This is a genomic window from Rickettsia honei RB (assembly GCF_000263055.1).
Classification (GTDB): domain Bacteria; phylum Pseudomonadota; class Alphaproteobacteria; order Rickettsiales; family Rickettsiaceae; genus Rickettsia; species Rickettsia rickettsii.
Genome location: NZ_AJTT01000002.1, coordinates 1 through 25,791, shown reverse-complemented (window position 1 = coordinate 25,791; position 25,791 = coordinate 1). Strand labels below are relative to the sequence as shown.

The window sequence follows — 25,791 nt, the reverse complement described above, 5'->3', positions numbered from 1 at the left end:
TTTTCTATGTCATTCCTGCTTTAGATTTGTTGCGTGGACCGGTAAAATCCACTGTGTCACCCCGTGGCTTGACCACAGGGTCTATAAAAACAATAAAAAATACTAATAATTTTATTTTTAACTGGATCCCGCAATCAAGTCGCGGGATGACAGCAGTGGAATCGATCCATGCAACAATGCTAAGCGAGAATGACATAAATTGAATCTATACTGACAAAATAAAATGACAAAATTAGTTAGAGACTTAATTCCAGAAATTATCTTAAAATCAGGCAGGATACCAGCTACTCATATTGCTAAATCATGTGAGTATAAAGAATTATTAAAAAATAAACTACTAGAAGAAGTAGAGGAAATTTTACAAGATGAGTATATGGAGAAGTTGCCGATATATTAGAAATACTTGAAACAATCTGTAATATTAATGGCTATAAACTAAAAGATATATTAAAAATTAAAAAACAAAAAAGAAAGTTAATGGTGGTTTTGATAATAAGATAATTTTAGAAAAAATAACTAATTAGCTTTTTTGCCTTAATAAAATAAAGGAGTCATGCAATAAAATCGGCTATAGAACCTTGTATCACAGGCTGTATCCAGGATCTAGCTCACAAGTCGCAGGACGACAGAAATACCGTTACAAACAGGCAAGCCTTCACAGGAATAACATCAGACTATATCACTCAAAATAATAAAACTATGATAACAAAAGAAGAAGCACAGAAAATAGCAAAATTAGCTAGATTAAAATTTGAAGAAGATACTGTAGAAAAATTTTTTACTCAGCTTAGTACTATTATGGATATGATCGATATTTTAAATGAAATAGATTGCAAAGATATAGAGCCTTTAACTTCGGTTTGTAATATAAGTGCTAGAATGCGAGAGGACGCCATTACAAGTTCTGATTTATCAAGTGAGTTATTTGATAATGTAAGTGGAAATAGTGCTCAGCTGGCTAAAGAAGTAAAATATTTTATCACTCCAAAGGTTGTTGAATAATTATGATGGAACTAAACAAACTAACAGTAGCAGACAGTATAAAAGGTCTAAAAAATAAAGATTTTACAAGTACGGAATTAATAGGTGCACATATTAAACAAATAGAGAAGCATAGAAACCTAAATGCTTATGTTACCGAAACTTTTGACTTAGCTTTAAAACAGGCTGAAGCAGCCGATCAAAATTATGCTCAAAATAACGCAAGAACCCTTGAGGGTATCCCGTTTGCCGCTAAAGATCTTTTCTGCACGAAAGGAATTAGAACTACGGCATGTTCTAATATACTGAAAAATTTTATACCTAATTATGAATCAAGTGTTACACAAAATATTTTTGATAAGGGCGGTGTGATGCTCGGCAAAACCAATATGGATGAGTTTGCTATGGGTTCAGCAAATATCACTAGTTGTTTTGGAAATGTAATTAGCCCTTGGAAAGCAAATGATGACAATGCTGATTTAGTTCCAGGCGGTTCTTCAGGCGGTTCAGCTGCAGCAGTTAGCGGATTTATGGCATCTGCTGCTCTTGGTAGCGATACGGGAGGCTCGGTACGTCAACCTGCAAGCTTTACGGGTTTAGTCGGTTTTAAACCGACATATGGTCGTTGCTCAAGATACGGAATGATATCGTTTGCTAGCTCCCTTGATCAAGCAGGAATATTTACTAGAAGCGTTTTAGACAGTAGCATTATGCTTGAAGCGATGATGGGGTTTGACGAAAAAGATTCTACTTCGATTAAAGCAGAAGTTCCAGAGCTACAATCCGCTATCGGAAGTTCTATGAAAAATATGAAGATAGGCGTACCTCTTAGCCTTGGTGAGGGCAGTGTTATTGAACCTGATATTATGAAAATGTGGCAGGATACCATAGAACTCATTAAAAACGCCGGTGCTGAAATAGTTGATATTACTTTGCCGCATGCTAAATACGGTGTTGCTGTTTATTACGTAATAGCACCGGCTGAAGCTTCTTCAAATTTATCTAGATATGACGGCGTTAGATACGGTCTTCGAGTAGAACGTGAAAATATGACGCTTGACGAAATGTATGAAATGACTAGATCAACCGGATTTGGGGAGGAAGTAAAACGTCGTATTATGATTGGAACATATGTGCTATCATCTAGTGGTATGGATGCATATTATCTAAAAGCTCAAAAAGTACGTCGTTTAGTTGCAAACGATTTTAATAATGCTTTTGCAAAAGTTGATGCCATTTTATTACCGGCTGCCCCGACTGCAGCTTTTAAGATTGGTGAAAAACAAAATGATCCGACTATTATGTATTTAAACGATTTATTTACTATTCCTGCAAGTTTAGCCGGTTTACCTTGTGCATCGGTTCCTGCTGGATTATCGGCACGCGGTTTACCTCTTGGGATACAGATTATAGGTAAACAATTAGACGAATATAATGTTTTGAAAGTAGCATCGACAATTGAGTCAGGTGTAAAACATATTAACTTTGAACCAAAGGGTTTTTAATTATGGCATATATTGAAGGTAATACGGGGAAATGGGAATATGTAATAGGGCTTGAAATCCATGCTCAAATTTCTTCAAAATCTAAGCTTTTTTCAGGAAGTAGTACTATTTTTGCAGCAAATCCAAATTCGCAGGTTTCCTATGTCGATGCAGCAATGCCCGGGATGTTACCGGTATTAAATAAGCATTGTGTACACCAAGCAATTAAAACAGGGCTTGGGCTTAAAGCTAAAATAAATAAATATTCGGTATTTGACCGTAAAAATTATTTTTATGCCGATCTGCCGCAAGGTTACCAAATTTCGCAATTTTACTATCCTATAGTACAAAACGGCACTATGGAAATACCGACTAGTACCGGCGATCTTAAAACTATTCGTATTAACCGTTTGCATTTAGAGCAAGATGCGGGTAAATCTATGCATGATCAATCACCACATTACAGCTTTATCGATTTGAATCGTGCCGGTATTGGACTTATGGAAATTGTGACCGAACCTGATATATCATCACCAGAAGAAGCAGCTGAATTTGTAAAAAAGCTAAGAAATTTGTTACGTTATATTGGCAGCTGTGACGGTGATATGGAAAAAGGCTCGATGCGTTGCGATGCTAATATTTCAGTAAGACGTAGCGGCGAACCACTCGGCACAAGATGCGAAATTAAAAATATTAATTCAATTCGTAACATCATTAAAGCAATAGAATTTGAAGCTAAAAGACAAGTTGACTTGCTTGAAAGCGGTGAAGAAATAATTCAAGAAACACGCCTATTTAATGCCGATAGCGGCGAAACAAGAACTATGCGTTTAAAAGAAGAAGCACTTGATTATAGATATTTTCCTGATCCCGATTTATTACCGCTTGTTATTTCTGATGAGTTAATAAATGAGCTAAAAGCAAATTTACCTGAGCTACCTGATCAAAAGATTGAAAAATATACGAAGGAATTTAGCTTAAGTAAATATGATGCCGAAGTAATAGTAGCCGATGAATCGGTTGCTGAGTACTTTGAGAAAGCAGCAAATGAATGTAACCCTAAAATGCTTACTAATTGGCTAACTAGTGAATTATTTGGCCAATTAAATAAAGCATCGATAGGAATAAATGAATGCAAAATTACCCCTAGTAACTTTGCAAAACTGGTAAAATTAATAGAAAATGATACTATTTCCGGTAAAATTGCAAAAACCGTTTTTGAAATTATGTTTGAAACCGGTAAAGCACCTGATAAAATAGTAGAAGAAAAAGGACTTGTACAAGTTTCGGATAATAACGTGCTAAACACGGTAATTGACGAGGTAATAGCTGAAAATCCTGAATCAGTAGAGGGTTATAGAAGTGGTAAGGATAAATTATTCGGTTTCTTTGTAGGGCAGGTAATGAAAAAAACCGGCAGTAAGGCTAATCCGACGCTTGTGAATCAGCTTTTAAAGGAGAAATTGAGTTCTTGATGCTATTCCTTTGAAGATATTGCCCGCGTGGATAGATTTTCCTGTCATTGCGAGCAGCCATAGACTTTGTTGCATGGCTCGGTTTTATCGTCATTGCGAGCAGCCGTAGGCTACATGGCAATCTCGCCAAATATCCTGAGATTGCTTCGTCAATTACTACGTAATTTTCCTCGCAATGACGATTTGATATCCGTACAACAAGGGCAATGCCTCGTAGGATGACACAGAACATACTCAAACTTAAAACATTATTTTTATGAAATTTCTGAAAATATTTTTACTATCTTGCTTACTAGTTTCTTGTGAAAAAAAAGAAACGGAAAAAACTTTAATAGTCGGTACTGCCGCAGATAATCCTCCTTATGAATTTATCCAAGACGGAGAGATTGTTGGGATTGATATTGATATTATCAAAGCAATAAGCGAACGTCTAAATAAAAAAGTTATCATAAAAAACTTCGACTTTAACGGTTTACTTGCAGCTTTGGTTAGTGAAAATATTGATGTTGCGGTGGCGGAGCTTTCCGTAACACCGGAGCGTGCTGAATATATCAGCTTTTCCGATAATTATGCTACTGCAAGATTTGCCATAATATATAGAACAGGTGATAATATACAAAATAGCAAAGATCTCGAAAATAAAATAGTAGGGGTACAGCTCGGTAGTGTTTTAGAAAAAAAAGCACACGATCTATCAAAGACAATAAATATTAAAGTTCATTCTTTAGCAAATCATTTAATGTTGGTTGAAGAATTAAAAGCCAGAGTCATAGATGCTATTATTTCTGAGGAATTTCAAGGCAAAAAATTAAAAGAAAATAATGCAAATTTAGAAAGCAGTACTTTAGAAGAATTTTCATCCGATTTTGCTATAGGCATGTCTAAAAACTCAGGACTAATTAATGAAATTAATGAGGCAATCGATTCATTAAAAAAAGACGGAACCATTAACAAAATTATGAAAAAATGGCTGGGACAGTAACAGAAAGTCAATTTAAAGATGCTATGAGCCGATTCCCTCAGGGAGTGACTATTATAACAACAAATTGCAATAACGAACTTTTTGGCTTTACTGCTAGTTCTCTTACTTCCGTATCTTTAAAACCGCCATTAATATTATTTTGCCTTAATAAAAACTCTTTTAGTATAAACAGTTTTCAAAAAAGTGATAAGTTTGCAATTAGTATTTTAGCAGAGAATCAAATTGATATCTCAAAACATTTTGCTAAATCACAATCTAATAAATTTACAAAAATTGATTATGAGCTTGGTAATAAAACTGATTGCCCTTTAATAAACGGTGCAACTTATCATATAGAGTGTAATAAATATGCTTCTTACGATGCCGGTGATCATGTTATATTTATCGGTGAAGTAATAAATACCGCTATTAAAAATGATTTAAAGCCTCTATTATATTTTCATAAATCGTATACAAAGATTTAATTTTGGTTATTTTTTGCTGCAAATTATAAGATTTTTTGAAATATAAGTAACTATTCCAGCAAAAATCTTATTAATTTTCGCTAAAAAACACCTCAAAATAGCCAATCAATTAGAAATATTTACAGAACCTAGTTTAATTTGAAAAATTGGCGTCGTCTAATAAGATCTGCGGTTCGAACTATAATTAAGTATACACTGCGATCCAAGGACTTTAGACGCCTTGCTCTTGTCCAAATTAAACTTCGTCTATTTACTGTTCATTTATTAGGAGTATACATTGCCAATATGTTAAATATCGGTCTTAGTGGTTCTACCGGTAAAATGGGAGAAACTATTCTAGAGAGAATAGATAAATTTAAAGATTGCAAAATTGCAGCAAAATTTAATAGTACTAATAATTTAGATGATTTAGATAATTTTTGTAAAAATTCTGATGTGATCATCGATTTTTCTACCCCTGAAATATTAGAAAAATTAATTAATTATGCATTAAAACATAATACAAAATTAGTAATCGGAACCACAGGTCTCCAACCTCAACATTTTAAGCTTTTAGAAAAAGCAGCTCAAACTTTACCTGTTTTATATTCTGCAAATATGAGTATAGGAGCTAATTTGCTTAGCTATCTAGCTAAAGAAGTAACAAAAATACTAGATGATTACGATGTTGAAATTCTAGAAACGCATCACCGTAATAAAAAAGATTCACCCTCAGGAACTGCTGTTATGCTTGCTGAAACAATTGCCAGCAAAAAAGGATTAAATATAACATTTAATCGTGGTAATAGACTAAGAAGCGAAAAAGAAATAGGTATTTCCTCGCTTCGTGGTGGAAATGTTCACGGTATACATGAAATATCTTTCCTAGGTGACGATGAAATAATCACCTTAAAACACGAAGCTCTGAATAAAAATTCTTTTTCTATTGGTGCAATTAAAGCCGCTATTTGGCTACAAGATAAACCTTCTGCTTTATATTCAATGCAAGATATTTATAAAATATAATTAATATAGCTTGAAAAAATACCTTTAAGAGGCTATATTTTATTATGTAAATAACATAATCCTAAGGTTACTTATGATCGATTATACAAAAACTTTAACTGCCGCCTCAAAAAATAAAACTTTTGATGAAGGCTTAAGAAAATACATGCTTAAAGTATATAATTATATGGCTTTAGCACTTTTACTAACCGGTGTAGCAGCCGTAACGACTATATCAGTTGAGCCTATTTATAATTTAATGTTTCAAACAGGTTTCGGTACTATTATAATGTTTGCTCCGCTCGGTATTGCTTTATATTTCTTTATGGGCTTCGGACAAATGAACCTGCAAACGACACAAATATTATTTTGGGTTTATGCCGGTTTAACCGGTATGTCGCTTGCATATTTAGCTCTTATTTATACCGGTGCATCAATAGCTCGTACTTTCTTTATTTGCTCTTCCGTTTTTGGAGCAATGAGTTTATACGGTTATAGTACAAGTAGAGATTTAACATCTATGGGTTCATTTTTTGCAATGGGTCTTATAGGTCTTATCATTGCTTCATTAGTCAACTTGTTTATAAAAAGCTCGGCTCTTTCTTTTGCTACTTCTCTTATTGGAATAGTAATATTTATGGGATTAATTGCTTGGGATACTCAAAAGATTAAGTCTATGTATTACATGGCAGGAAACGATGAAGTAGGACAAAAGCTTTCTATTATGGCAGCCTTTACTTTATATTTAGATTTTATAAATCTTTTCCTATATTTAATGAGATTTTTAGGCAATAGAAGAGATTAATTGGTATCATCATGCTTGCAAAGTCATGATTTTATTTCATTGCTTCGGTTTTTTCATTGTTATATCACGATCAAATCTATAGTACTGAATAGTTTTTAAAAAGACCTGGATGTCATATCCCCGCAAAAGCGGGGGCTTTGTTGCACGGCTTCGAAAACTTATTCAATGTCATTCCCACGTGGCATTGTTGCGTGGATACCGAATCATCATTGCAAACGGTCGCAGCGAACTCGGCAATCCAGAAAAAATAATAAAAAAATTCTGTAAATCAAAATGTTTACTGGATTGCTTCGTCAATTGCTGCGTGGTTTCTTCACAATGCACTTTTTCACTATTAGTTAATATTAAGCAGGTTATTTTTATGTCTAAAGAGAAAACTCAACAAGAATTATTATTACAAGAGCAACTTTTTAAAGCCCTGAAAACTAACGATACAGAATTGAATGCCAAAATATCTAAAACCTGCAAAGGCATTGCCGAATCTGTTATTGACCTTTCTAATGACCAATCTCCTACTACTGAAAGCCTATATATTAGCTATATGGCCCTAGCCGATTTAAACACTAAGGATTTAGCTAAAGTTACAACAATAATAAAAAACTCGTTTCCAGGAGATAAAAACAAGAAATTCAGGGAAATAATTGATGCACCTCTTTTAGAGCACTTAGTTATGATAGAGGCAATTGAACGACAGGTTGGATTAGATGATAGCCGATATAACGCAGATTACAGAAAACTTGAAGAAATAAGAAATCCTAATGACCCTCAAAAAGTAATTGATGCTATGCTACGTGATAAGAGGGTGGCACAGCAAGCTGAGTTTGAGGAGAAAGGAAAAAAGGCAGCAGGCGTCTCGGCCGGTTATGTTGCTAAAGATAACGCCGGTAATACTTTTATTTTAAAACATTTTTATAAAACTCATGCTGCATGCCAAAAAATACAAGGTAATCATGCACAAAGACAGGCTATGGCTGACCGAAGAGACGGAGTACAAGAATTAATAGGCTCTACCATGTATCAATTTTTATTACATGATCGCGCACCAAAAGAAGGGCTGGTAACAGCGGATGAAAAACACCCTGATTCACTTTATGTACGTTCTAAATTTTTTGATAATGCTGTAACACTAACAGAATTTTCCGGTTTATCAGGTGAAACTAGAGTCAGAGCTAATGATCAAAATTTAAAAAAGTTGGAAGGATTTGAAAAAGCCATAGCTGCTTGTCATATGCTGGGGGAAGTAGATTATCATGCTGGTAATTTAATGGTACAGGATGGTAAAACAATAACCAAAATTGATCATGGTCGCTCTTTTTTAGCATTTCATAAGAATTTTAGCAGTATGATTCAATCAACAGCTGAAATGTTTACACATCCTGGTGTTGGCTACAGTGCTGCTATTAAAGCAGGTAATTTCTCATTTAGTATCGATAAATATAGCGCATCATTAAATCAAATGATAAGTCAATTTGATGAGAAACAGATGGAAGCAATAGTTGATCAAAAAATTGATGAATTAAAAAAAGCTGGGTTTGATCCAAAAAATATTATGTTATCCACTAATATTCAAAATTTTGATGATTTGAGAAAACACTATAAAAGCAGTATAAAAGAAAATCTTGTTAATATGCAAGAAGTGGCCAAAGGAGCTGAGATAGTAACAAAATTCAGTAATGTTTCACCTGAATTTAAAAATGGTGGTTGGTTAGAGGCTTTCGCTAATTCACCTGTAAAAGACCCGGTACTCTATGCAATAGATAATAACATTACAATTGAAGGTAAAGATGCTAAAGAGTGGGCGTATGAAAATAATTACCAAATTAAAATTTCTATAGGCTTGAAAAAAGAAACAATCAAGGAACAACAATGGAGCAAAGATTTGGACGGAAAATGGCAAGAAAAAGAAGTTGAGGTTAAGACAGATAAAGTAGAAGTACAAATTTCTGATCCTGCAAAATCAATGCGTATACAAGACAAATCTACAGGCGAAAAATTGGCATCACTAATTGTTGATTTTACAAAGCAGGCAACAACTAAAAACGTAACCGATAAAGCAGTAGCAAAATTCTACGACAATATAATGAAAGTGCTAAAAAAAGAAAATTATCTTACTGAGCAAGATATTAAGGGTATAAAGAAAAATTTAAAATATCAGGATAACATCGAAAACACGACCAACTTATTAAATGCTAAATCTTTCAAGTTAAATTCTAAAGATACTATATATTACAAGGTAGGAATTTTTTGTGAAAAGAGAGGTTTACCTAGTATCTCAAATTATTTTATGAAACAAATTTCTCCTGAGAATTTAAATAAAATTCATAATACAGAAAAACTTATAGCAGAAAGTATAAAAATTGGTAATGTACTACAACAGAAGAAGCAAGAAAGACTTCAAACAAAAAGAGTAGAAACGGTAAAAGAAATCGCATTCTCTCAATTACAAGCTAGGAAGGAAAGACATCAACAAAGATAAGCATTGTTGAGTGTATGCCTTAAACGTCATTGCGAGCAGTCACAGAGTCGTTGCATAGTCCTAATGTCATTTCTAGCTAAAAGCGGAAAGCCAGTAACTATTAATCTCATCCTGCGACTTGATTGCAGTATCTAGTCTTTTTTAAATTTTTTTCTCGATACCGTGGTCAAGCCACGGTATGACAGCGAAAAGTACTGGCTTTCCGCTTTTAGCTAGAAATGACATACTATAGCCAAGTTGCGGCATGATATAATAACATACAACAACTATAAATTCTTATTCTTTTTCTGCATTTTTTCTAGCAGACGGTGAGAGCATAATGCTTAGCTCTTTTAGAGCTTTATCCTCTACATAGCTTGGGGCGTTCATTAGTAAATCTTCAGCCTGCTGGTTTAAAGGAAACGCAATTATTTCCCTTATATTTGTTGCTTCCGCAAGCAGCATAACGATTCGGTCAATACCGGGGGCTATTCCACCATGTGGTGGAGCTCCAAACTTAAATGCTCTAATCATCCCTCCAAATCTCTTATCAACTTCCTCTTTACTATAACCTGCTATGGAAAATGCTTTATACATAATTTCCGGCTTATGGTTTCTAATAGCACCGCTGGACAATTCAATACCGTTACAAACAATATCATATTGGTATGCGGTAAGTTCTAATAACTCTTCAGTGGTTTTAGCTTGCTCTAAAGCATCTATTCCGCCCTGCGGCATAGAAAACGGATTATGGCTAAAATCAATTTTTCCTGTTTCTTCATTTAACTCATAGAATGGAAAATCGGTAATCCAGCAGAATTTAAAACAATCTTTTTCAAGTAAATCAAGCTCTTCACCAAGTCTTATTCTAACCTTACCGGCAAGTTTAGTAGCTTTCTCTTTCTTATCGCTAGCGAAAAATACAGCATCACCGTTACTAATACTAGCTGTAGCTTTTAGACTCTCTAATTGCTGCGGGCTTAAGAATTTTACTACCGGTCCCTTTGCTTCACCGGTTTCACTAAACTGAATATAGCCAAGTCCACCTGCTCCTTCTGATATCGCAAACTCTATCATTTTATCGAAGAAACTACGAGGCAGTGCAGCTGCCTTAGGTGCAGGAATTGCACGAACTATGCTACCTTTTTTAATATTCTCTCTAAAGATTGTAAAATCGGAATCTCTAAATATCTCAGTTACATCGGCAATTATAATAGGGTTACGCAAATCAGGCTTATCAGAGCCGTATTTTAGCATAGATTCATTATATGGAATACAAACGAAAGGAGTCTCTGATACTTTCTTATCCGTGAATTTAGTGAATAAATCATACATCACAGGCTCAATAGTACTAAATACGTCTTCCTGTGTAACAAACGACATTTCTACATCTAGCTGATAAAACTCGCCGGGTGATCTATCGGCTCTTGCATCTTCATCCCGAAAACAAGGCGCAATTTGGAAATAACGATCAAAGCCTGATACCATCAATAACTGCTTGAATTGCTGAGGTGCTTGCGGTAATGCATAGAACTTACCCGGATGCATTCTACTAGGTACTAAAAAATCCCTAGCCCCCTCAGGTGAGCTTGCTGTTAAAATCGGAGTTTGAAATTCGGTAAAACCGCTTGCCGTCATCAAATGACGAATATGAGAAATAATTTGTGAGCGGAGTATTATATTATTATGTAATTTCTCACGTCTAAGATCTAAAAAGCGATGTTTAAGCCTAGACTCTTCGGGAGCGTCTTTTTCAGTATTAATAACAAAAGGTAGAGTGTCCGCAACTGACTCAACACTAAATTCCACAGCTAGCACTTCAACATGACCTGTCGGAAGCGTATTATTAATCGTGTCCTCTGATCTTGCTACAACTGTACCCCTTACCGTAATTACCGACTCATAACGCAAGCGACTTGCATCCTCCATAAGCTGAGGGTTTTGATCGGTAAACACGATTTGAGTTATACCGTAATGATCACGTAAATCTATAAAAACTAGATTCCCGTGATCTCTTCTTCTATGTACCCAACCGGATAGCTTAACTTCTGTTTCTACATCGGATATTTGTAATTCGTTACAATTATGAGTTCTGTATTTATGCATTTTTATTTTTTTATTATACGATTTCCCCATTATATACATAAAATCACAAATTTTCGCAAATAAAAACTAAAAATTTATCTTGCCAAAGTTTTATCTTGATATTACAGCAGCTTTTGGCTTTGATGGGCGTTGCTGATAATTTTGTTGTTGAGGTTTTACTTGATTTAACTCACCTTTAATCCATTCATATATTGCTTTCTTAGGATTTTTAATTATCTCTGCAACATTTTCGACTAGATTTATTATTCCTTTAACTAACGATAATACATCTTTTGCTATTTCACCTATAGAATTATTACCTGCTTGTAGTTTTTCTTGGTCTTGCTTAGACAAATTACTACGTATCCTATTCATTCTTGATTTAAGCTCATCTTGTTCTAGCTCTTCTTTTGTAAAATGTGACTTAAGTTTTCTATCAACAATTTTTTGTTCTTCCGGAGTTAAATTTTTATATTGATCAACAAGCTTATTAACTTTTTCTTGTTCTTCCGGTAGTTTTGAAATATTTTCAGCAATATTTGGCATTTGTTTCTCTTCTCTTATAAAGTTAAAACATATTAATTTACATTATATATATATTTTTATATATTTTTTTATACAAGAAAAACTTTAATAGAAATTAACCTTTGAACGCAGCCTTAATACCTAGAAAGTCTAAAAAATTTCGTAATTCTTGACGTGCAAGCACGTGTGAGCTATTAAATGCTCTATCATATTTTGCAGTTTTTAGATCAAGTAATGTTAGACCTTGTAAAAATAACTCCCTATATATTACACGTTCACTAAATCCTTCTGCGAGTTTAAAGTTAATTCTTTTAGCAAGTTTAGCTAATACATTTCCTACGCGTCTTTTATTTAATGCATCAAGATTACTTAAACGATTACGAAGTATTACCCAATCTATACTAATTCTATCACGACTAGCACGTTCCATTTTCTGCTCCCAAATCATTTGACTATATATTGATGGGCTAATAATTTCATCCTTGCTATCGACTTTTGCTATTACGTCTAAATCTAGAAAGCTATCATTAATCGGTGTAATAATTGTATCGGCGTAAGAATGAACAACCCTTGATAAAGGAGTATGACTGCCTGGGGTATCAATCACTATATAATCGACATCCTGATTATTTTTGAGTATCGGCTCAAAACTCTTTGCTTGCTCTTCTACTTTGCTTTCCGATATATGAAAATGTTTCGGTACTAATACAGGTTTATCAGGATTGTGTTTATTATATAAATCTCGATTTTTTAAATAATTCGTTAACGAACTTTGACGTGAATCGGTATCTATACTTACTACCGAATAATTTTGATAAAGCAGAGCGATTATTAGATGCATAGAACAGGTAGTTTTACCTGCTCCGCCTTTCTCATTACCTATAACAAATATATAAGGTTTATTTATTGTGTTCATAATTATATTCAGAATAAACGAATAGTAAATAGACGAAGTTTAATGTCATCCTTAGCTCAGTATTACACATGTGGATAGTTTTTTCCGTCATTGCAAGAAAATGACGTAAGTAAAATTGACGAAGCAATCTCAGGATATTTGACGAGATTGCCACGCAGCCTAAGGCTGCTCGCAATGACGACTCGGTATCCATGCAGGCAATGCAACGCAAGAATAGCATTTAAGTATATTCTTTGATAAATTTCTCTAGTAATCTCACGCCGTATCCTACTGCCCCCTTAGGACCGAGTGCTGAAGCTTTATTACTATTTGCAACGCCTGCTATATCTAAATGAGCCCAATCTACTCCATCTTTAATGAAACGTTTAATGAAATGTGCAGCTATGCAGCTTCCAGCAGCTCTCGGTACGTTCCCGATATTTGCCATATCGGCTATGTCGGAGTTAATCATTGCATCGTACTCATCATGCAGCGGCATTCTCCAAAGTTTTTCATTAACTTCTTCCCCTACTTTTATTAACTTATCAGCTAACTCATCATTATTGGAAAAACAACCAGCATATATATTACCAAGTGCTATGGTTATTGCTCCTGTTAGAGTTGCAACGTCAATCACGCATTTAGGCTTAAATTTTTCTTGTGCATACCAAACAGCATCAGCAAGTACTAAACGCCCTTCTGCATCGGTATTTAAAACTTCGGCAGTTTGCCCTGACATGGTAGTGACTACATCCCCTGGACGCTGTGCATTACCGGACGGCATATTTTCGACAAGCCCTACAACACCGACTATATTTATAGGTAATTTTTGACCAGCAACCGCAATGATGGTACCCACAACTGCTGCAGAACCTCCCATATCGTATCGCATTAAGTGCATATCACTTGACGGTTTTAATGAAATACCGCCTGTATCAAAAATCACTCCTTTACCGACCAAAGCAATAGTCGGAGCATCTTTACTGCCACCTTTATATTCCATCACCACTAACTTTGACTCGTTTTGTGAACCTTGCCCCACACCAAGTAATGCTCCCATACCAAGGTTTTTCATCTCACGTTCACCGATAACATCAACATCTACCCCTAGCGGTTCAAGTCTATCAACTATTCTTTCGGCATAAACTTGAGGAGTTTTAATATTTGACGGTTCATTACTTATATCTCTTGTAAAAAATACTGCTTCAGCAATTAATTTTTTGATTTCAAATAATTTTGCCGTTTCAGTGCTATTATCAGTAAAAATTTCAATTGACTCTACTGCGAACTTCTCTGCTTCTTTTAAGGTAGTTCTATATTTATCAAATCTGTAAGAAGCAAGAAACGCACCGCTAGCAACTAAAGATGCAAATGTTTGAGATGTAAACCTGCTAATTCTATTTGTAAGTTTTAAGCCAATAGTAGAAATTTTACAACCGGTTGCATGCTGTAAGATTTTGCCGCCTAACTCTTCAATTTTTGCTTCAGTTAATTTTTCTTCATTCCCAAGACCTGCTATTATCAAATATCTAACCTCGCCTGATTTAATGACGGACGGAATAACCTTGATCTGTCCATATTTACCGGTAAATTGCAGTTTATTCTGAATAGTTTTAGAAATTAATCCATGATGTTGTTGATCAAGTCCTATTAAATTACTATCAAGCTTTAACTGTTCATCAATAAAAACTACTAGACCTTGATTAGTAGATGATTCTTCATTCACAAAATTTACGTTAAGCATATTTACTCCTTATATTATTTTTGACTTTGGGTCATTCTATTTATCTTGATAAAACTTTGCAAGTATTATAATTGATTTAAAACAAAATCTTATTAAATAGCATTTGACAAATGTTAACGTTTTTTATATCTTACTGACGAGTTAGTTAAATTTAAGTAATAATATGCCAATACATGACATCACTTCTCATTTAATTAAGCAGAAGTATATAATGATTAAAGCATCATGTGAGTTAAACCAAGATATGGGTAAGATTTATAGCCTCACTCCTCATCCAATACGATATAATTGCCTTAACTATTTAAAGTTATTATCTCTACCTATATCGCTAGCATTTTATATAACAAAGCTTTGTTTTACGGCTAATCCGTCATGGACATGGATCGGAGTTAATATTTTGCATGAGAAGATGGCTCAAGCAACAGCCAAAAAAATATTACACGGCTTACCTGACGAAGTAGAAGCAGATCAAAATATACCTAAAATTGTCGAGTATGTATTTAGACAATATGAAGAAAATCCTACATTAACCCCTATTATTGAACCTACATTTATACAAAAATTTTTAGCAAAGGCCAGTAAATATATTCCTGCTTTGTCTAGAATAGTAAAGTTTTGGAATGAAGGAGGAATTCACTATTCTGATGAAATACAAACAAAACGAGCATTAATTGACGTTATTTATAAACACATTATTGCTAAAGCTTATGAAGTAGGTAAAAAAGGAGGAAAACTTGACATAACAGATGTGACAGCACTTTTCCCAGAGATAAATTTTGAAGAAAAAGTCAATGCTGCATCAGCCAATCTTGAAACAGAGAAGGTAGAAGTAAGCAATGAAGAGTCTTTAATTTCTGAATTGCCTGTTAGACATCTTTCTAAACCAGCTTATAGAGAAGAATTAAGAGATACGGAACGCAGCACCGCAGCGTATATAGACATACGTGAGGATGCGAGTACCGGATCGACGTCTAAATTACCTCTAGAAGTGAAGTTTGGAAAGATGTCTATTGATCAAAAACACGAAGAAGCTACGATTACTACTAATGCAAATAATAGTATTACCCCATTAGTAAACTTACTCATGTTAAAAACTTTACATGATGCAATTCGTCAAGAAGTACTGAAAACTTATGTTGAACATTGTTTAGCAGAAATTCAGATATCTAAAAATCAAGAAACACTTGAAAACTTCCAATATGACGATTCTTTAGCAAGATTACAATTATACGGTAATTATAATCATGATAACAATAATACGTATATCTTTGAACAACCAGTATCTTATTTAGGTCAAACCTACGAGCATTTAACAGCACCGATTGCTTGTTATTAAAGCGTCATTTCTGCAAGTGGGAAATATAAGAAAAAGCCTATAAAAAACTTGGTTTTTTATAGGCTTTTTTTTGTCAATAATGCGTAGTAAGTTATTTTTCTGAATTCCCGCTTCTAGCTAGGAAGGCATTGTTGCGTGGATACCACCTCGTCATTACAAGGACATTACAAAGTAATTGACGAAGCCAGCTCAGGGGAGTTTGTTATTATTTCATGAGATTGCCACGCCAACATAAATGTTGGCTCGCAATGACGGGTTTTTTATAAACTATCCGGTACATACGAAGATCAATTTGGAAAAGAGCAAAGGGTCTGTAAATCGAGGAACAGAGCATATATTAAACGTTCAGTATCCTACGACTTACAAAGATGACACAGCCAATTTTTCAAGTTCTATCTTAGTATATTTATACTTTCTCTTCATCAAGCTTTACGGCTGCTTTACGCATTTTATCCATAAAGTAACCGGTTCCAGCAGGTACTAATCGTCCAACTATCACGTTTTCTTTTAGTCCTCGCAACTTATCTACTTTACCAGCAATAGCTGCTTCAGTTAAAACTCTAGTAGTCTCTTGGAATGATGCCGCGGAGATAAACGATCTAGTTTGCAGAGAAGCTTTAGTAATACCTTGTAATATTAATTGTGCTTCAGCAGGTTTTAAACCATTTTCCATAGCTTTTTCATTTATCTCATCAAATTCATGTCTATCTATTTTTTCACCTACTAATAATGTAGTTCCGCCTGAATCCGTAACCTCTACTTTTTGTAACATCTGACGGATAATAACTTCTATGTGCTTATCATCAATCTTTACACCTTGTAGACGATAAACAGCTTGAACCTCATTAACAATATAATTTGCAAGAACCTCTACGCCCATTACTTTTAAAATATCTTGAAGTACCGGATTACCGTCAATCAATAAATCACCTTTTTTAACAAAGTCACCTTCGTTAACTACAACATGCTTGCCTTTTGGTACCATATACTCAATAGACATTGTTTCATCAATCGGATGTATAATAATACGTCTTTTAGATTTATAGTCTTTACCGAATTCTACTCTACCGTCAATTTCGGCAATAACTGCATGATCTTTAGGGCGTCTTGCTTCTACAAGCTCAGCAACTCTTGGTAAACCACCGGTAATATCTTTAGTAGTGGTTGATTCTTTCGGTATACGTGCAATGATATCACCTACCGATATTTGTACTCCGTCTTCTACGCTTAAAACTGCTCCAACCGGCAAGTAATATCTAGCTTCTAAACCGTTTGATAAGGTGATAACTTCACCTTTAGCATCTAAAAGCTGTATACGCGGACGTAATTCTGCACCGCGTGAATATTGCTTTGATTCAATAATAACTTTACTCGGTATTCCGGTAGCTTCGTCAGTTACGTCACGAACAGAAATACCCTCAACCATATCTTTGAATAAAACTTTACCTGACTTCTCCGTGATAATCGGTATAGTATAAGGATCCCATTCTGCTAGTTTTTGAGTTTTAATCACCATATCACCGTCATCAACAAGTAATCTAGCACCGTATGGAATTTTATGACGAGCCTTTTCATTACCGTTATTATCAAGCAATAATAATTCACAATTTCGGCTCATAACAATTTTGCGTTCTTCAGAATTAATCACAACGTTACGACTTATAATTTTCACTTTTGCGTCATAGGAAGCGTCTACGGAAGACACCTCAGCACCTTTTGTTGCCGCTCCTCCGATATGGAAAGTTCTCATTGTAAGCTGCGTACCCGGTTCACCGATAGATTGAGCAGCAATAACCCCGATTGCTTCACCCTCCGATACTAATGTACCGGTAGCAAGATCCCTACCGTAACATATGCTACATATACCGGTAGTACTTTCACAGGTTAATACGGATTTTATCATAATTCTGTCGAGTCCTGCCGACTCAATCTGCTCTAACTTTGCTTCATTAATAAGCTCGCCTTTATTGAGAATTAGATCATTAGTTACCGGATGAAATATATCAATAGCAGCAGTACGACCTAAAATCTTTTCAGCTAAAGGTACTATAACTTCTCCACCTTCAATAACACTCTTAACGTCAATTCCTTTATCAGTTCCACAATCTTTTTCAGTAATAATACAATCTTGTGCAACATCTACTAATTTTCTTGTTAAGTAACCTGAGCTTGCCGTTTTTAAAGCCGTATCTATTTGCCCTTTACGCATTCCGTTAGCAGAATTAAAACACTCAAATTCAGTTAATCCTTCCTTAAAGTTAGAGATAATAGGAGTTTGTATAATTTGACCGTTTGATTTGGTCATTAAACCTCGCATACCGCCTAGCTGCTTAATTTGCTGGAAAGAACCTCTTGCTCCGGAAATAGCCATCATATATATAGCATTTATTTTCTGATGATTTGGAGCATCATTAACCGGCGGCGTAGCAATCTCTTTCATCATGTCGTTTGCTACTCTATCGGTACATCTTGACCAAGCATCGACTACTTTATTATATTTCTCTCCGTAAGTAATTAAACCGTTTGAATATTGTTGTTCAAATTCTTTTATTTCAAGCTGAGTTTCGTTGATATGAGTACTCTTAGATTCCGGTACTACCATATCGTCCATTCCAAAAGAAATACCTGAAGAACAAGCATATTTAAAACCTAGTTTCATTAGCTGATCGGCAAAAATTACCGTAGCTTTTTGACCGCAGTGACGATAAACTAAATCTATAACTAATGATATGTCTTTTTTAGTTAGTTGTTTATTAATAAACTTGAATTCTATATTAGGGTTAGAAGGCAATAACTCACCGACCATTAACCTACCATAAGTAGTATCAATGATAACAGGGACCATTTTACCTTCGGCATTTAACTGATTTCTGCGATATTTTATCTTTGTATGAATAGTTATAAATTTATTATATAAAGCATGTTCCATCTCAGCTAAATCTGAGAACATCATCCCTGCGCCTACTTCATTATCAAATGCAAGGGTTAGATAATATAAACCAAGCACTATATCTTTATCCGGTACAATGATAGGACGACCGTTTGCGGGGCTTAAGATATTATTTGTAGACATCATAAATACCCTAGCTTCAAGCTGTGCTTCAATCGATAATGGGATATGTACTGCCATCTGATCACCATCAAAATCCGCATTGAACGCAGCACACACAAGCGGATGAAGCTGGATCGCTTTACCTTCAATTAATAGCGGTTCAAATGCTTGAATACCAAGCCTATGTAACGTCGGAGCTCTATTCAGTAAAACCGGATGCTCTCTAATTACCTCTTCAAGCACGTCCCACACTTCGGATTTTTCAGCTTCCACCATTCTTTTAGCGGCTTTAATAGTTGTAGCGATGCCGTACAACTCAAGCTTAGAATAAATAAACGGCTTAAATAACTCCAGAGCCATTTTTTTAGGTAAACCGCACTGGTGAAGTTTAAGCTCAGGTCCTACCACGATAACCGAACGTCCTGAGTAATCAACCCTCTTACCTAGCAAGTTCTGACGGAAACGCCCCTGCTTACCTTTAAGCATATCACTTAATGACTTAAATGGACGCTTATTAGCATTTTTCGCTGCTCTACCGCGACGACCGTTATCAAATAACGCATCCACCGCTTCTTGTAACATTCTTTTTTCGTTTCTGACTATTATATCAGGAGCTTTTGACTCTATTAATTTCTTTAAACGATTATTTCTATTAATTACTCTTCTATAAAGTTCATTTAAGTCTGAAGTAGCAAATCTTCCGCCGTCAAGCATAACAAGCGGTCTAATTTCAGGAGGAATAACCGGTAAAACATCCATAATCATCCATTCCGGCTTGTTTTCCGACTCTAAAAAATTCTCTACTAATTTTAAACGCTTTACTAATTTTTTCTTTTTGACTTCTGAAGAAGTAGTTTGTAATTCCTCGTATAACTCTTGCTTTAACTTTGAAAAATCAAGCTCTTTAAGCATTTGTTGTATTACTTCTGCACCTATAGAGGCAGTAAATGCATCTTCACCGTACTTATCTTTTGCTTTCTGTAATTCTTCCTCTGTTAAGAGTTCGCCTTTTTGTAAAATCGATAGCCCTGGGTCAACTACTACATAATTTTCAAAATAAAGAATCTTTTCTACATCTCGGATTGTCATATCAAGAAGTGTACTAATTCTTGAAGGTAGCGACTTTAAAAACCAAATATGAGCAACGGGAGCTGCAAGTTCAATATGCCCCATTCTTTCACGTCTTACTCTAGAAACCGTAACTTCAACGCCGCATTTCTCACACGTAATGCCACGGTTTTTCATCCGCTTATATTTACCGCAGAGACATTCATAATCTTTTACCGGACCAAAAATTCTTGCACAAAATAAACCATCTTTCTCAGGTTTAAAAGTTCGATAGTTAATTGTTTCAGGTTTTGTTACTTCACCGAAAGACCACGAACGTACCTGATCGGGACTTGCTATATTAATCCTTATCTGATCAAATTGTTGAGTATTACTTAATTGTCCGTAAAAATTTACTACGCTCATAAATACTTTTCCTTAAAAATTACTCGTATATACTCGGTGAATTTCAAAAATTGGCGTTGTCGTTCTACAAGTTCTGAGGTGCTCACGTATTAAGTATACGCTCCGCTCCTCGCCTTGTGAACTCCTAGCTCTTTTTGAAATTGACCTTCGTCTACCCAGAGTTCTTATTGCACCCTATATGTCATTCCCGCAAAAGCGGGAATCTAGTAAAACAGATAAAAAACTTGTTTTTTATCTGTTTAAATGACCTGTCTTTCTTAACTTGAAGTTACTTCAAGCTTTACGTTAAGACATAAAGATCTAAATTCTTTTATCATAACATTAAATGATTCAGGAATGCCTGATTCAAAATTATTTTCACCACGTACTATAGAATCATAAGTTTTGATCCTACCGTTTACGTCATCCGACTTAACCGTTAACATTTCCTGTAACGTATAAGCTGCACCGTAAGCTTGTAATGCCCAGCATTCCATTTCTCCGAAACGCTGCCCGCCGAAATGAGACTTACCTCCAAGCGGTTGCTGCGTTACTAAGCTATAAGGTCCTATAGAACGGGAGTGAATTTTATTATCGACTAAATGATGCAATTTCAGCAAATATTTCTGTCCGACGGTTACTAGACGGTCAAAATATTCACCGGTTCTACCGTCAATTAATTTCACTTGTCCTGAAGGGTCTTGACCGGCAAGCTTTAGCATATCTTTAACATCCTGAACTTTTGCTCCGTCAAATACAGGAGTTGCAAAATGTACGCCTTTACTTACTTGCTTACAAAAAGAGATAATCTCTTCTTCCGGTCTTTCAAGTATAGAATTAATATTTTCTCCATACAGTTCAATTAAGAATTTCTTAATCTGCTCAATACCTATATGTTTATTTTTATATTCCTTTACTAAGGTAGATATTTTTTTTGCTAAATTTATTGATGCCCACCCAAGATGCGTTTCTAAAATCTGTCCTATATTCATACGGGACGGAAGACCTAGAGGGTTAAGAACGATATCTACCACAGTTCCATCTTCTAAAAACGGCATATCTTCTTCAGGTACGATACGTGAAATAACACCTTTATTTCCGTGTCTTCCTGCCATTTTATCCCCGGGTTGTAATTTATGCTTAGTTGCAATAAATACTTTTACTACTTTTAAAGCTCCCTGAGGTAAATCATCACCACTTTGCAATTTCTCTACCTTAGCAGCAAATCTTTTATCAAGAGCCTCTTTTTTCTCATCATAATGAGTCTTTATCTGCTCTATTTCATTCATTACATTTGCATCTTCCACGGTAATCTGCCAAAATTGCCCTTTAGATAAGCCTTTTAGCATTTCAGTAGTAATAGTTTGTCCTACTTTTACTTGCTTAGGACCGTTAATAATCACCTGCCCTACTAAAAGCTTTTCAATCCAACTAAACACAAAATGCTCAATAATTTCTAATTCATCGTCTCTGTCTTTTGCGAATTTTTCAATTTGTTGTTTTTCAATAGCAATAGCTCGCTGGTCTTTTTCTACACCTCTACGAGAAAATACCCTTACTTCTACTACAGTTCCGCTCACTCCGGAAGGTACATGCAGCGATGAATCTTTTACGTCAAAAGCTTTTTCCCCGAAAATAGCACGTAGTAGCTTCTCTTCAGGAGTAATAGGCGATTCACTTTTTGGTGTTACTTTTCCAACTAAAATATCACCAGCTTTTACTTCTGCACCTATATAAATTATTCCGACCTCATCAAGATGACGCAACGCTTCTTCACTTACATTCGGTATATCACGGGTAATTTCTTCAGGACCAAGGCGTGTATCTCTAGCTATTACTTCAAACTCTTCAATATGAATAGATGTAAATACATCCTCTTTTACTATACGTTCGGATATTAAAATGGAATCTTCAAAATTATAACCGTTCCAAGGTAAGAAAGCCACAAGCACGTTTCGACCTAAAGCAATTTCACCGTTATCCGTACTAGGCCCGTCAGCTATAATATCGTTTTTCTTAACGTAATGACCGACCTTAACTAAAGGCTTTTGATTTATACAAGTATTATGATTGGATTTTTGGAATTTTAGTAAGTTATAAATATCAACCGAAGGAGAACCGTCAACTTTTTGTTCTAGAGTTCTAATCACGATTCTATTTGAATCTACCTGCTCAACAATACCGTCATGTAATGCAAGCACTGACGCTCCGGAATCTTTAGCTACTACCCCTTCAACTCCGGTACCTACAAAAGGTGCATCCGTTTTAATTAAAGGAACGGCTTGTCTTTGCATGTTTGAACCCATCAAAGCACGGTTAGCATCATCGTTTTCTAAGAAAGGTATAAGAGAAGCCGCAACCGATACTACCTGCATAGGAGTCACATCAATGAAGTCTACCTCATACGGTTCTACCATTACAAAATTACCGCCTTCAACACGGCAATTAATAAACTCTCCTTGCAGCTTTCCGTCTTTATTAATTTTAGAATTTGCTTGTCCGATTTTGTATTTACCTTCTTCAATAGCAGAAAGATATACCACTTCATCGGTTACACATCCATCTTTAACTCTTCTATACGGACTCTCTATAAAACCGTGTTTATTTATTCTAGCATAAGTAGCCATAGAGTTAATTAACCCGATATTCTGACCTTCAGGTGTTTCAATAGGACAAATACGACCGTAATGAGTCGGATGTACGTCACGCACCTCAAAACCTGCTCGATCTCGACTAAGACCTCCGGGACCGAGTGCCGACAGCCTTCTTTTATGAGTTATTTCCGATAATGGATTTGTTTGATCCATAAATTGGGATAATTGGGAGGTACTAAAAAATTCTTTTACTACTGAAACTAAAATTTTAGAATTTACTAAATCATGCGGCATTACGGTATCAACATCACCTGCCGACATCCTTTCAATTACAGATTTTTCCATTCGGACTAAACCTATTCTAAATTGATTTTCTATCAATTCACCTACCGATCTAACCCTTCTATTACCTAAATGATCAATATCGTCTATGATACCTTTACCATCTTTAAGCTCTACTAAAACTCTTACGATATTTTTAATATCATCAATTGTTAAAACCGTAACTTCTTCAGAAATATTCAGCTCTAACCTAGAATTCATTTTTATTCGCCCGACTTCTGAAAGATCATATCTTTCCGTATCAAAGAATAAATTATAAAACAGGCTTTCAGCCGCTTCGATATTAGCAGGTTCGCCTGGTCTTAGAACTCTGAAAATATCACATAATGCTGCCTCACGATCCTGATTTTTATCAGCAAATAAGGTATTCCTTATATATGGACCGGATTGAGGATTGATTACTAATACGTTAACATTTTTAATTTTAAGATCATTAATAACATTTAGCATATCAGCAGTAATCATTTCACCGATTTTTGCTAATACTTCATCGCTTGCAGGATCTCTTAAATCTTCGGATAGATATTTGCCGATTAAAGTTTCATGAGCTACTAAAATATTATTAAGCCCTTCCCCAAAATATTTTTTAGCCAAACGCGGAGTAATTTTTTGTCCTGCTTTCAGTAGAATATTTCCGGTATCTGCATCTACTAAATCACTTGTTAAACGATGAGCAGTAATATGCTGAGGTATAAATTTAACCGCCCAACCTTTATTTTTAACAAGTTTATAAGTTACTGAATTATAATAAAATTTTATAATTTCTTCAGTACTCATACCTATAGCTCTAAGCAAAGTAGTAGTATAAAGCTTTCTTTTTCTATCAATCCTGAAATAAATAACATCCTTAGCGTCGAATTCTAAATCAAGCCAAGACCCTCTATATGGAATAACACGAGCAGAATATAAAAGCTTGCCGGAAGAGTGGACTTTTCCTTCATCATGATAAAAGAATACACCAGGTGAGCGATGCATTTGTGATACAACTACTCTTTCCGTACCGTTGATAATAAAAGTACCGCTTTTAGTCATTAATGGGATATCACCCATATATACTTCTTGCTCTTTAATCCCTTTAATTTCTCTAGTACCGGTATCCTCATCTATATCCCAAATACTTAATCTTAAAGTAACTTTAAGAGGAGCAGCATAACTTAAACTTCTTTGACTGCACTCTTCTACATCATATTTTGGAGTATCGAATTCATATTTTACAAATTCTAAATTAGCAATATTGGAAGAATCTGAAATAGGAAAAATTGAGTTTAATATAGATTGTAAACCTTTGTTTTTTCTTTCAGAATCTTTAATATTTAACTGTAGAAAGTTTTTCTCATATGAATTTTTTTGAATTTCAATCAAATTCGGTATATCTGCTACTAAATTTATGTGACCGAAATTTTTTCTTATTCTTCTATTATGTGACAAGGGTTGTGCTTCTATATTATCCCTTAATGAAACCATATAATCTCCTGACTGATAAAATTACTGCCCGTATTACAGTGATTAGGTCCTATGCACTTTTAATAGAATAATCATAATTATGGCTCTTTTTAGCTGTAAATCATAAGATTTTTTTGAAATAGTAATAAACTCTCCTCTCAAAAATCTTATTAATTTTCGCTTAAAAATATCTCCTTAATAATCATTAATCAAAAGTGTTCAGAACCTAGGTTCTGTATATAAAATTTAAATTATTTATATTTTAAACAATAAAGTTTTTATTGGAATAGATACCTATTTCAATAAAATACTTATAATTTGCAGTAAAATAAAATATACTGTTTTAAAATTTTTCACATAGAACTTAAATTAAAGAAACCTAGTAAGTTTCTTATTTAGATCTTGTGTAGGCTCTACGAACATTTCCAAAAAGATTTGATTTTGGTTATTTGTTTGTTGCAACAAATTATAATATTTTTTTAAAATAGGTAGCTATTCCTTCAAAAATCTCATTAATTTTCACTAAAAATCAATTATAAATGTTCACAGAACCTAGAAAATTTCAATAATTTAAACTTCTAGACGTATGGTACATTAACAAAATTATTTTAATCTATTTTAATCAATAAGATTTTTAATGTAATAGCTTTATCCTATTGCAAAAAAATACTTAAATTAGCTTCTTAAAATCAA

At 34.6% G+C, this 25,791-nt stretch carries 17 protein-coding genes; 10 read left to right on the top strand and 7 right to left on the bottom strand.

Annotation, left to right across the window (positions count from 1 at the left end):
- Positions 1–4 precede the first annotated feature (4 nt).
- Entirely contained in the window at positions 5–196 is a 192-nt protein-coding gene (locus WSW_RS1000000111930; protein ID WP_167316242.1) for a hypothetical protein, read from the bottom strand.
- Between the two features lie 27 nt (positions 197–223).
- Here WSW_RS1000000111930 and WSW_RS1000000111925 point away from each other — a divergent pair, with 27 nt between their 5' ends.
- The 9 genes from WSW_RS1000000111925 (at position 224) to risK1 (ending at position 9,651) form a co-directional block, all read left to right on the top strand.
- Positions 224–397 (top strand): nucleoside triphosphate pyrophosphohydrolase family protein, encoded by a 174-nt coding sequence (locus tag WSW_RS1000000111925; protein WP_016916922.1) that lies wholly within the window; start codon positions 224–226, stop codon positions 395–397.
- A 302-nt stretch (positions 398–699) separates the two neighbouring features.
- Entirely contained in the window at positions 700–1,002 is a 303-nt protein-coding gene (gatC, locus tag WSW_RS0102355; RefSeq protein ID WP_016916921.1) for an Asp-tRNA(Asn)/Glu-tRNA(Gln) amidotransferase subunit GatC, read from the top strand.
- Positions 1,003–1,004: 2 nt separating this feature from the next.
- On the top strand, positions 1,005–2,486 hold the full coding sequence (gene gatA / locus WSW_RS0102350) for an Asp-tRNA(Asn)/Glu-tRNA(Gln) amidotransferase subunit GatA (protein WP_016916920.1): 1,482 nt from the start codon (positions 1,005–1,007) through the stop codon (positions 2,484–2,486).
- Between the two features lie 2 nt (positions 2,487–2,488).
- On the top strand, positions 2,489–3,940 hold the full coding sequence (gatB, locus tag WSW_RS0102345) for an Asp-tRNA(Asn)/Glu-tRNA(Gln) amidotransferase subunit GatB (protein ID WP_016916919.1): 1,452 nt from the start codon (positions 2,489–2,491) through the stop codon (positions 3,938–3,940).
- Positions 3,941–4,196: 256 nt separating this feature from the next.
- Positions 4,197–4,922, top strand: coding sequence for an ABC transporter substrate-binding protein (locus WSW_RS0102340; protein WP_016916918.1), 726 nt, complete (start codon positions 4,197–4,199; stop codon positions 4,920–4,922).
- Entirely contained in the window at positions 4,907–5,386 is a 480-nt protein-coding gene (locus WSW_RS0102335) for a flavin reductase family protein (RefSeq protein ID WP_010976860.1), read from the top strand. Before WSW_RS0102340 ends, WSW_RS0102335 begins: the two co-directional genes overlap by 16 nt.
- A gap of 285 nt (positions 5,387–5,671) precedes the next feature.
- Positions 5,672–6,391, top strand: coding sequence for a 4-hydroxy-tetrahydrodipicolinate reductase (gene dapB, locus WSW_RS0102330; RefSeq protein ID WP_012150406.1), 720 nt, complete (start codon positions 5,672–5,674; stop codon positions 6,389–6,391).
- A gap of 73 nt (positions 6,392–6,464) precedes the next feature.
- Positions 6,465–7,175 carry a Bax inhibitor-1/YccA family protein gene (locus WSW_RS0102325; RefSeq protein WP_016916917.1) on the top strand — a complete coding sequence of 237 codons (711 nt, stop codon included), beginning with the start codon at positions 6,465–6,467 and terminating at the stop codon, positions 7,173–7,175.
- Between the two features lie 361 nt (positions 7,176–7,536).
- Positions 7,537–9,651: a T4SS effector phosphatidylinositol 3-Kinase RisK1 gene (gene risK1 / locus WSW_RS0102320; RefSeq protein ID WP_016916916.1), complete on the top strand. Its 2,115-nt coding sequence runs from the start codon at positions 7,537–7,539 to the stop codon at positions 9,649–9,651.
- Positions 9,652–9,927: 276 nt separating this feature from the next.
- On the opposite strand, the gene aspS is transcribed toward risK1, so the two are convergent.
- The 4 genes from aspS to WSW_RS0102295 form a co-directional block, all read right to left on the bottom strand.
- Positions 9,928–11,736, bottom strand: coding sequence for an aspartate--tRNA ligase (gene aspS, locus WSW_RS0102310; RefSeq protein ID WP_029374951.1), 1,809 nt, complete (start codon positions 11,734–11,736; stop codon positions 9,928–9,930).
- Between the two features lie 90 nt (positions 11,737–11,826).
- Positions 11,827–12,261, bottom strand: coding sequence for a DUF3106 domain-containing protein (locus WSW_RS0102305; protein ID WP_016916914.1), 435 nt, complete (start codon positions 12,259–12,261; stop codon positions 11,827–11,829).
- Positions 12,262–12,355: 94 nt separating this feature from the next.
- Positions 12,356–13,156, bottom strand: a complete 801-nt coding sequence (locus WSW_RS0102300; RefSeq protein ID WP_004996620.1) for a division plane positioning ATPase MipZ — start codon at positions 13,154–13,156, stop codon at positions 12,356–12,358.
- A 220-nt stretch (positions 13,157–13,376) separates the two neighbouring features.
- Positions 13,377–14,879, bottom strand: a complete 1,503-nt coding sequence (locus tag WSW_RS0102295) for a leucyl aminopeptidase (RefSeq protein ID WP_016916913.1) — start codon at positions 14,877–14,879, stop codon at positions 13,377–13,379.
- 163 nt (positions 14,880–15,042) lie between these two features.
- Between WSW_RS0102295 and WSW_RS0102290 the strand changes: the two genes are divergently transcribed.
- Positions 15,043–16,215, top strand: coding sequence for a palindromic element RPE1 domain-containing protein (locus tag WSW_RS0102290; RefSeq protein ID WP_016916912.1), 1,173 nt, complete (start codon positions 15,043–15,045; stop codon positions 16,213–16,215).
- A 406-nt stretch (positions 16,216–16,621) separates the two neighbouring features.
- On the opposite strand, the gene rpoC is transcribed toward WSW_RS0102290, so the two are convergent.
- A complete protein-coding gene (rpoC, locus tag WSW_RS0102285; protein ID WP_016916911.1) occupies positions 16,622–20,740 on the bottom strand; it encodes a DNA-directed RNA polymerase subunit beta' in 4,119 nt (1,372 codons plus the stop codon).
- A 257-nt stretch (positions 20,741–20,997) separates the two neighbouring features.
- Positions 20,998–25,119 carry a DNA-directed RNA polymerase subunit beta gene (gene rpoB, locus WSW_RS0102280; RefSeq protein WP_016916910.1) on the bottom strand — a complete coding sequence of 1,374 codons (4,122 nt, stop codon included), beginning with the start codon at positions 25,117–25,119 and terminating at the stop codon, positions 20,998–21,000.
- Positions 25,120–25,791: the final 672 nt, after the last annotated feature.

Bases quoted from the DNA above. Each gene is read 5' to 3' on its own strand.
- WSW_RS1000000111930 (WP_167316242.1), bottom strand. From the start codon at position 196: ATGTCATTCTCGCTTAGCATTGTTGCATGGATCGATTCCACTGCTGTC.
- WSW_RS1000000111925 (WP_016916922.1), top strand. From the start codon at position 224: ATGACAAAATTAGTTAGAGACTTAATTCCAGAAATTATCTTAAAATCA.
- gatC (WP_016916921.1), top strand. From the start codon at position 700: ATGATAACAAAAGAAGAAGCACAGAAAATAGCAAAATTAGCTAGATTA.
- gatA (WP_016916920.1), top strand. From the start codon at position 1,005: ATGATGGAACTAAACAAACTAACAGTAGCAGACAGTATAAAAGGTCTA.
- gatB (WP_016916919.1), top strand. From the start codon at position 2,489: ATGGCATATATTGAAGGTAATACGGGGAAATGGGAATATGTAATAGGG.
- WSW_RS0102340 (WP_016916918.1), top strand. From the start codon at position 4,197: ATGAAATTTCTGAAAATATTTTTACTATCTTGCTTACTAGTTTCTTGT.
- WSW_RS0102335 (WP_010976860.1), top strand. From the start codon at position 4,907: ATGGCTGGGACAGTAACAGAAAGTCAATTTAAAGATGCTATGAGCCGA.
- dapB (WP_012150406.1), top strand. From the start codon at position 5,672: ATGTTAAATATCGGTCTTAGTGGTTCTACCGGTAAAATGGGAGAAACT.
- WSW_RS0102325 (WP_016916917.1), top strand. From the start codon at position 6,465: ATGATCGATTATACAAAAACTTTAACTGCCGCCTCAAAAAATAAAACT.
- risK1 (WP_016916916.1), top strand. From the start codon at position 7,537: ATGTCTAAAGAGAAAACTCAACAAGAATTATTATTACAAGAGCAACTT.
- aspS (WP_029374951.1), bottom strand. From the start codon at position 11,736: ATGCATAAATACAGAACTCATAATTGTAACGAATTACAAATATCCGAT.
- WSW_RS0102305 (WP_016916914.1), bottom strand. From the start codon at position 12,261: ATGCCAAATATTGCTGAAAATATTTCAAAACTACCGGAAGAACAAGAA.
- WSW_RS0102300 (WP_004996620.1), bottom strand. From the start codon at position 13,156: ATGAACACAATAAATAAACCTTATATATTTGTTATAGGTAATGAGAAA.
- WSW_RS0102295 (WP_016916913.1), bottom strand. From the start codon at position 14,879: ATGCTTAACGTAAATTTTGTGAATGAAGAATCATCTACTAATCAAGGT.
- WSW_RS0102290 (WP_016916912.1), top strand. From the start codon at position 15,043: ATGCCAATACATGACATCACTTCTCATTTAATTAAGCAGAAGTATATA.
- rpoC (WP_016916911.1), bottom strand. From the start codon at position 20,740: ATGAGCGTAGTAAATTTTTACGGACAATTAAGTAATACTCAACAATTT.
- rpoB (WP_016916910.1), bottom strand. From the start codon at position 25,119: ATGGTTTCATTAAGGGATAATATAGAAGCACAACCCTTGTCACATAAT.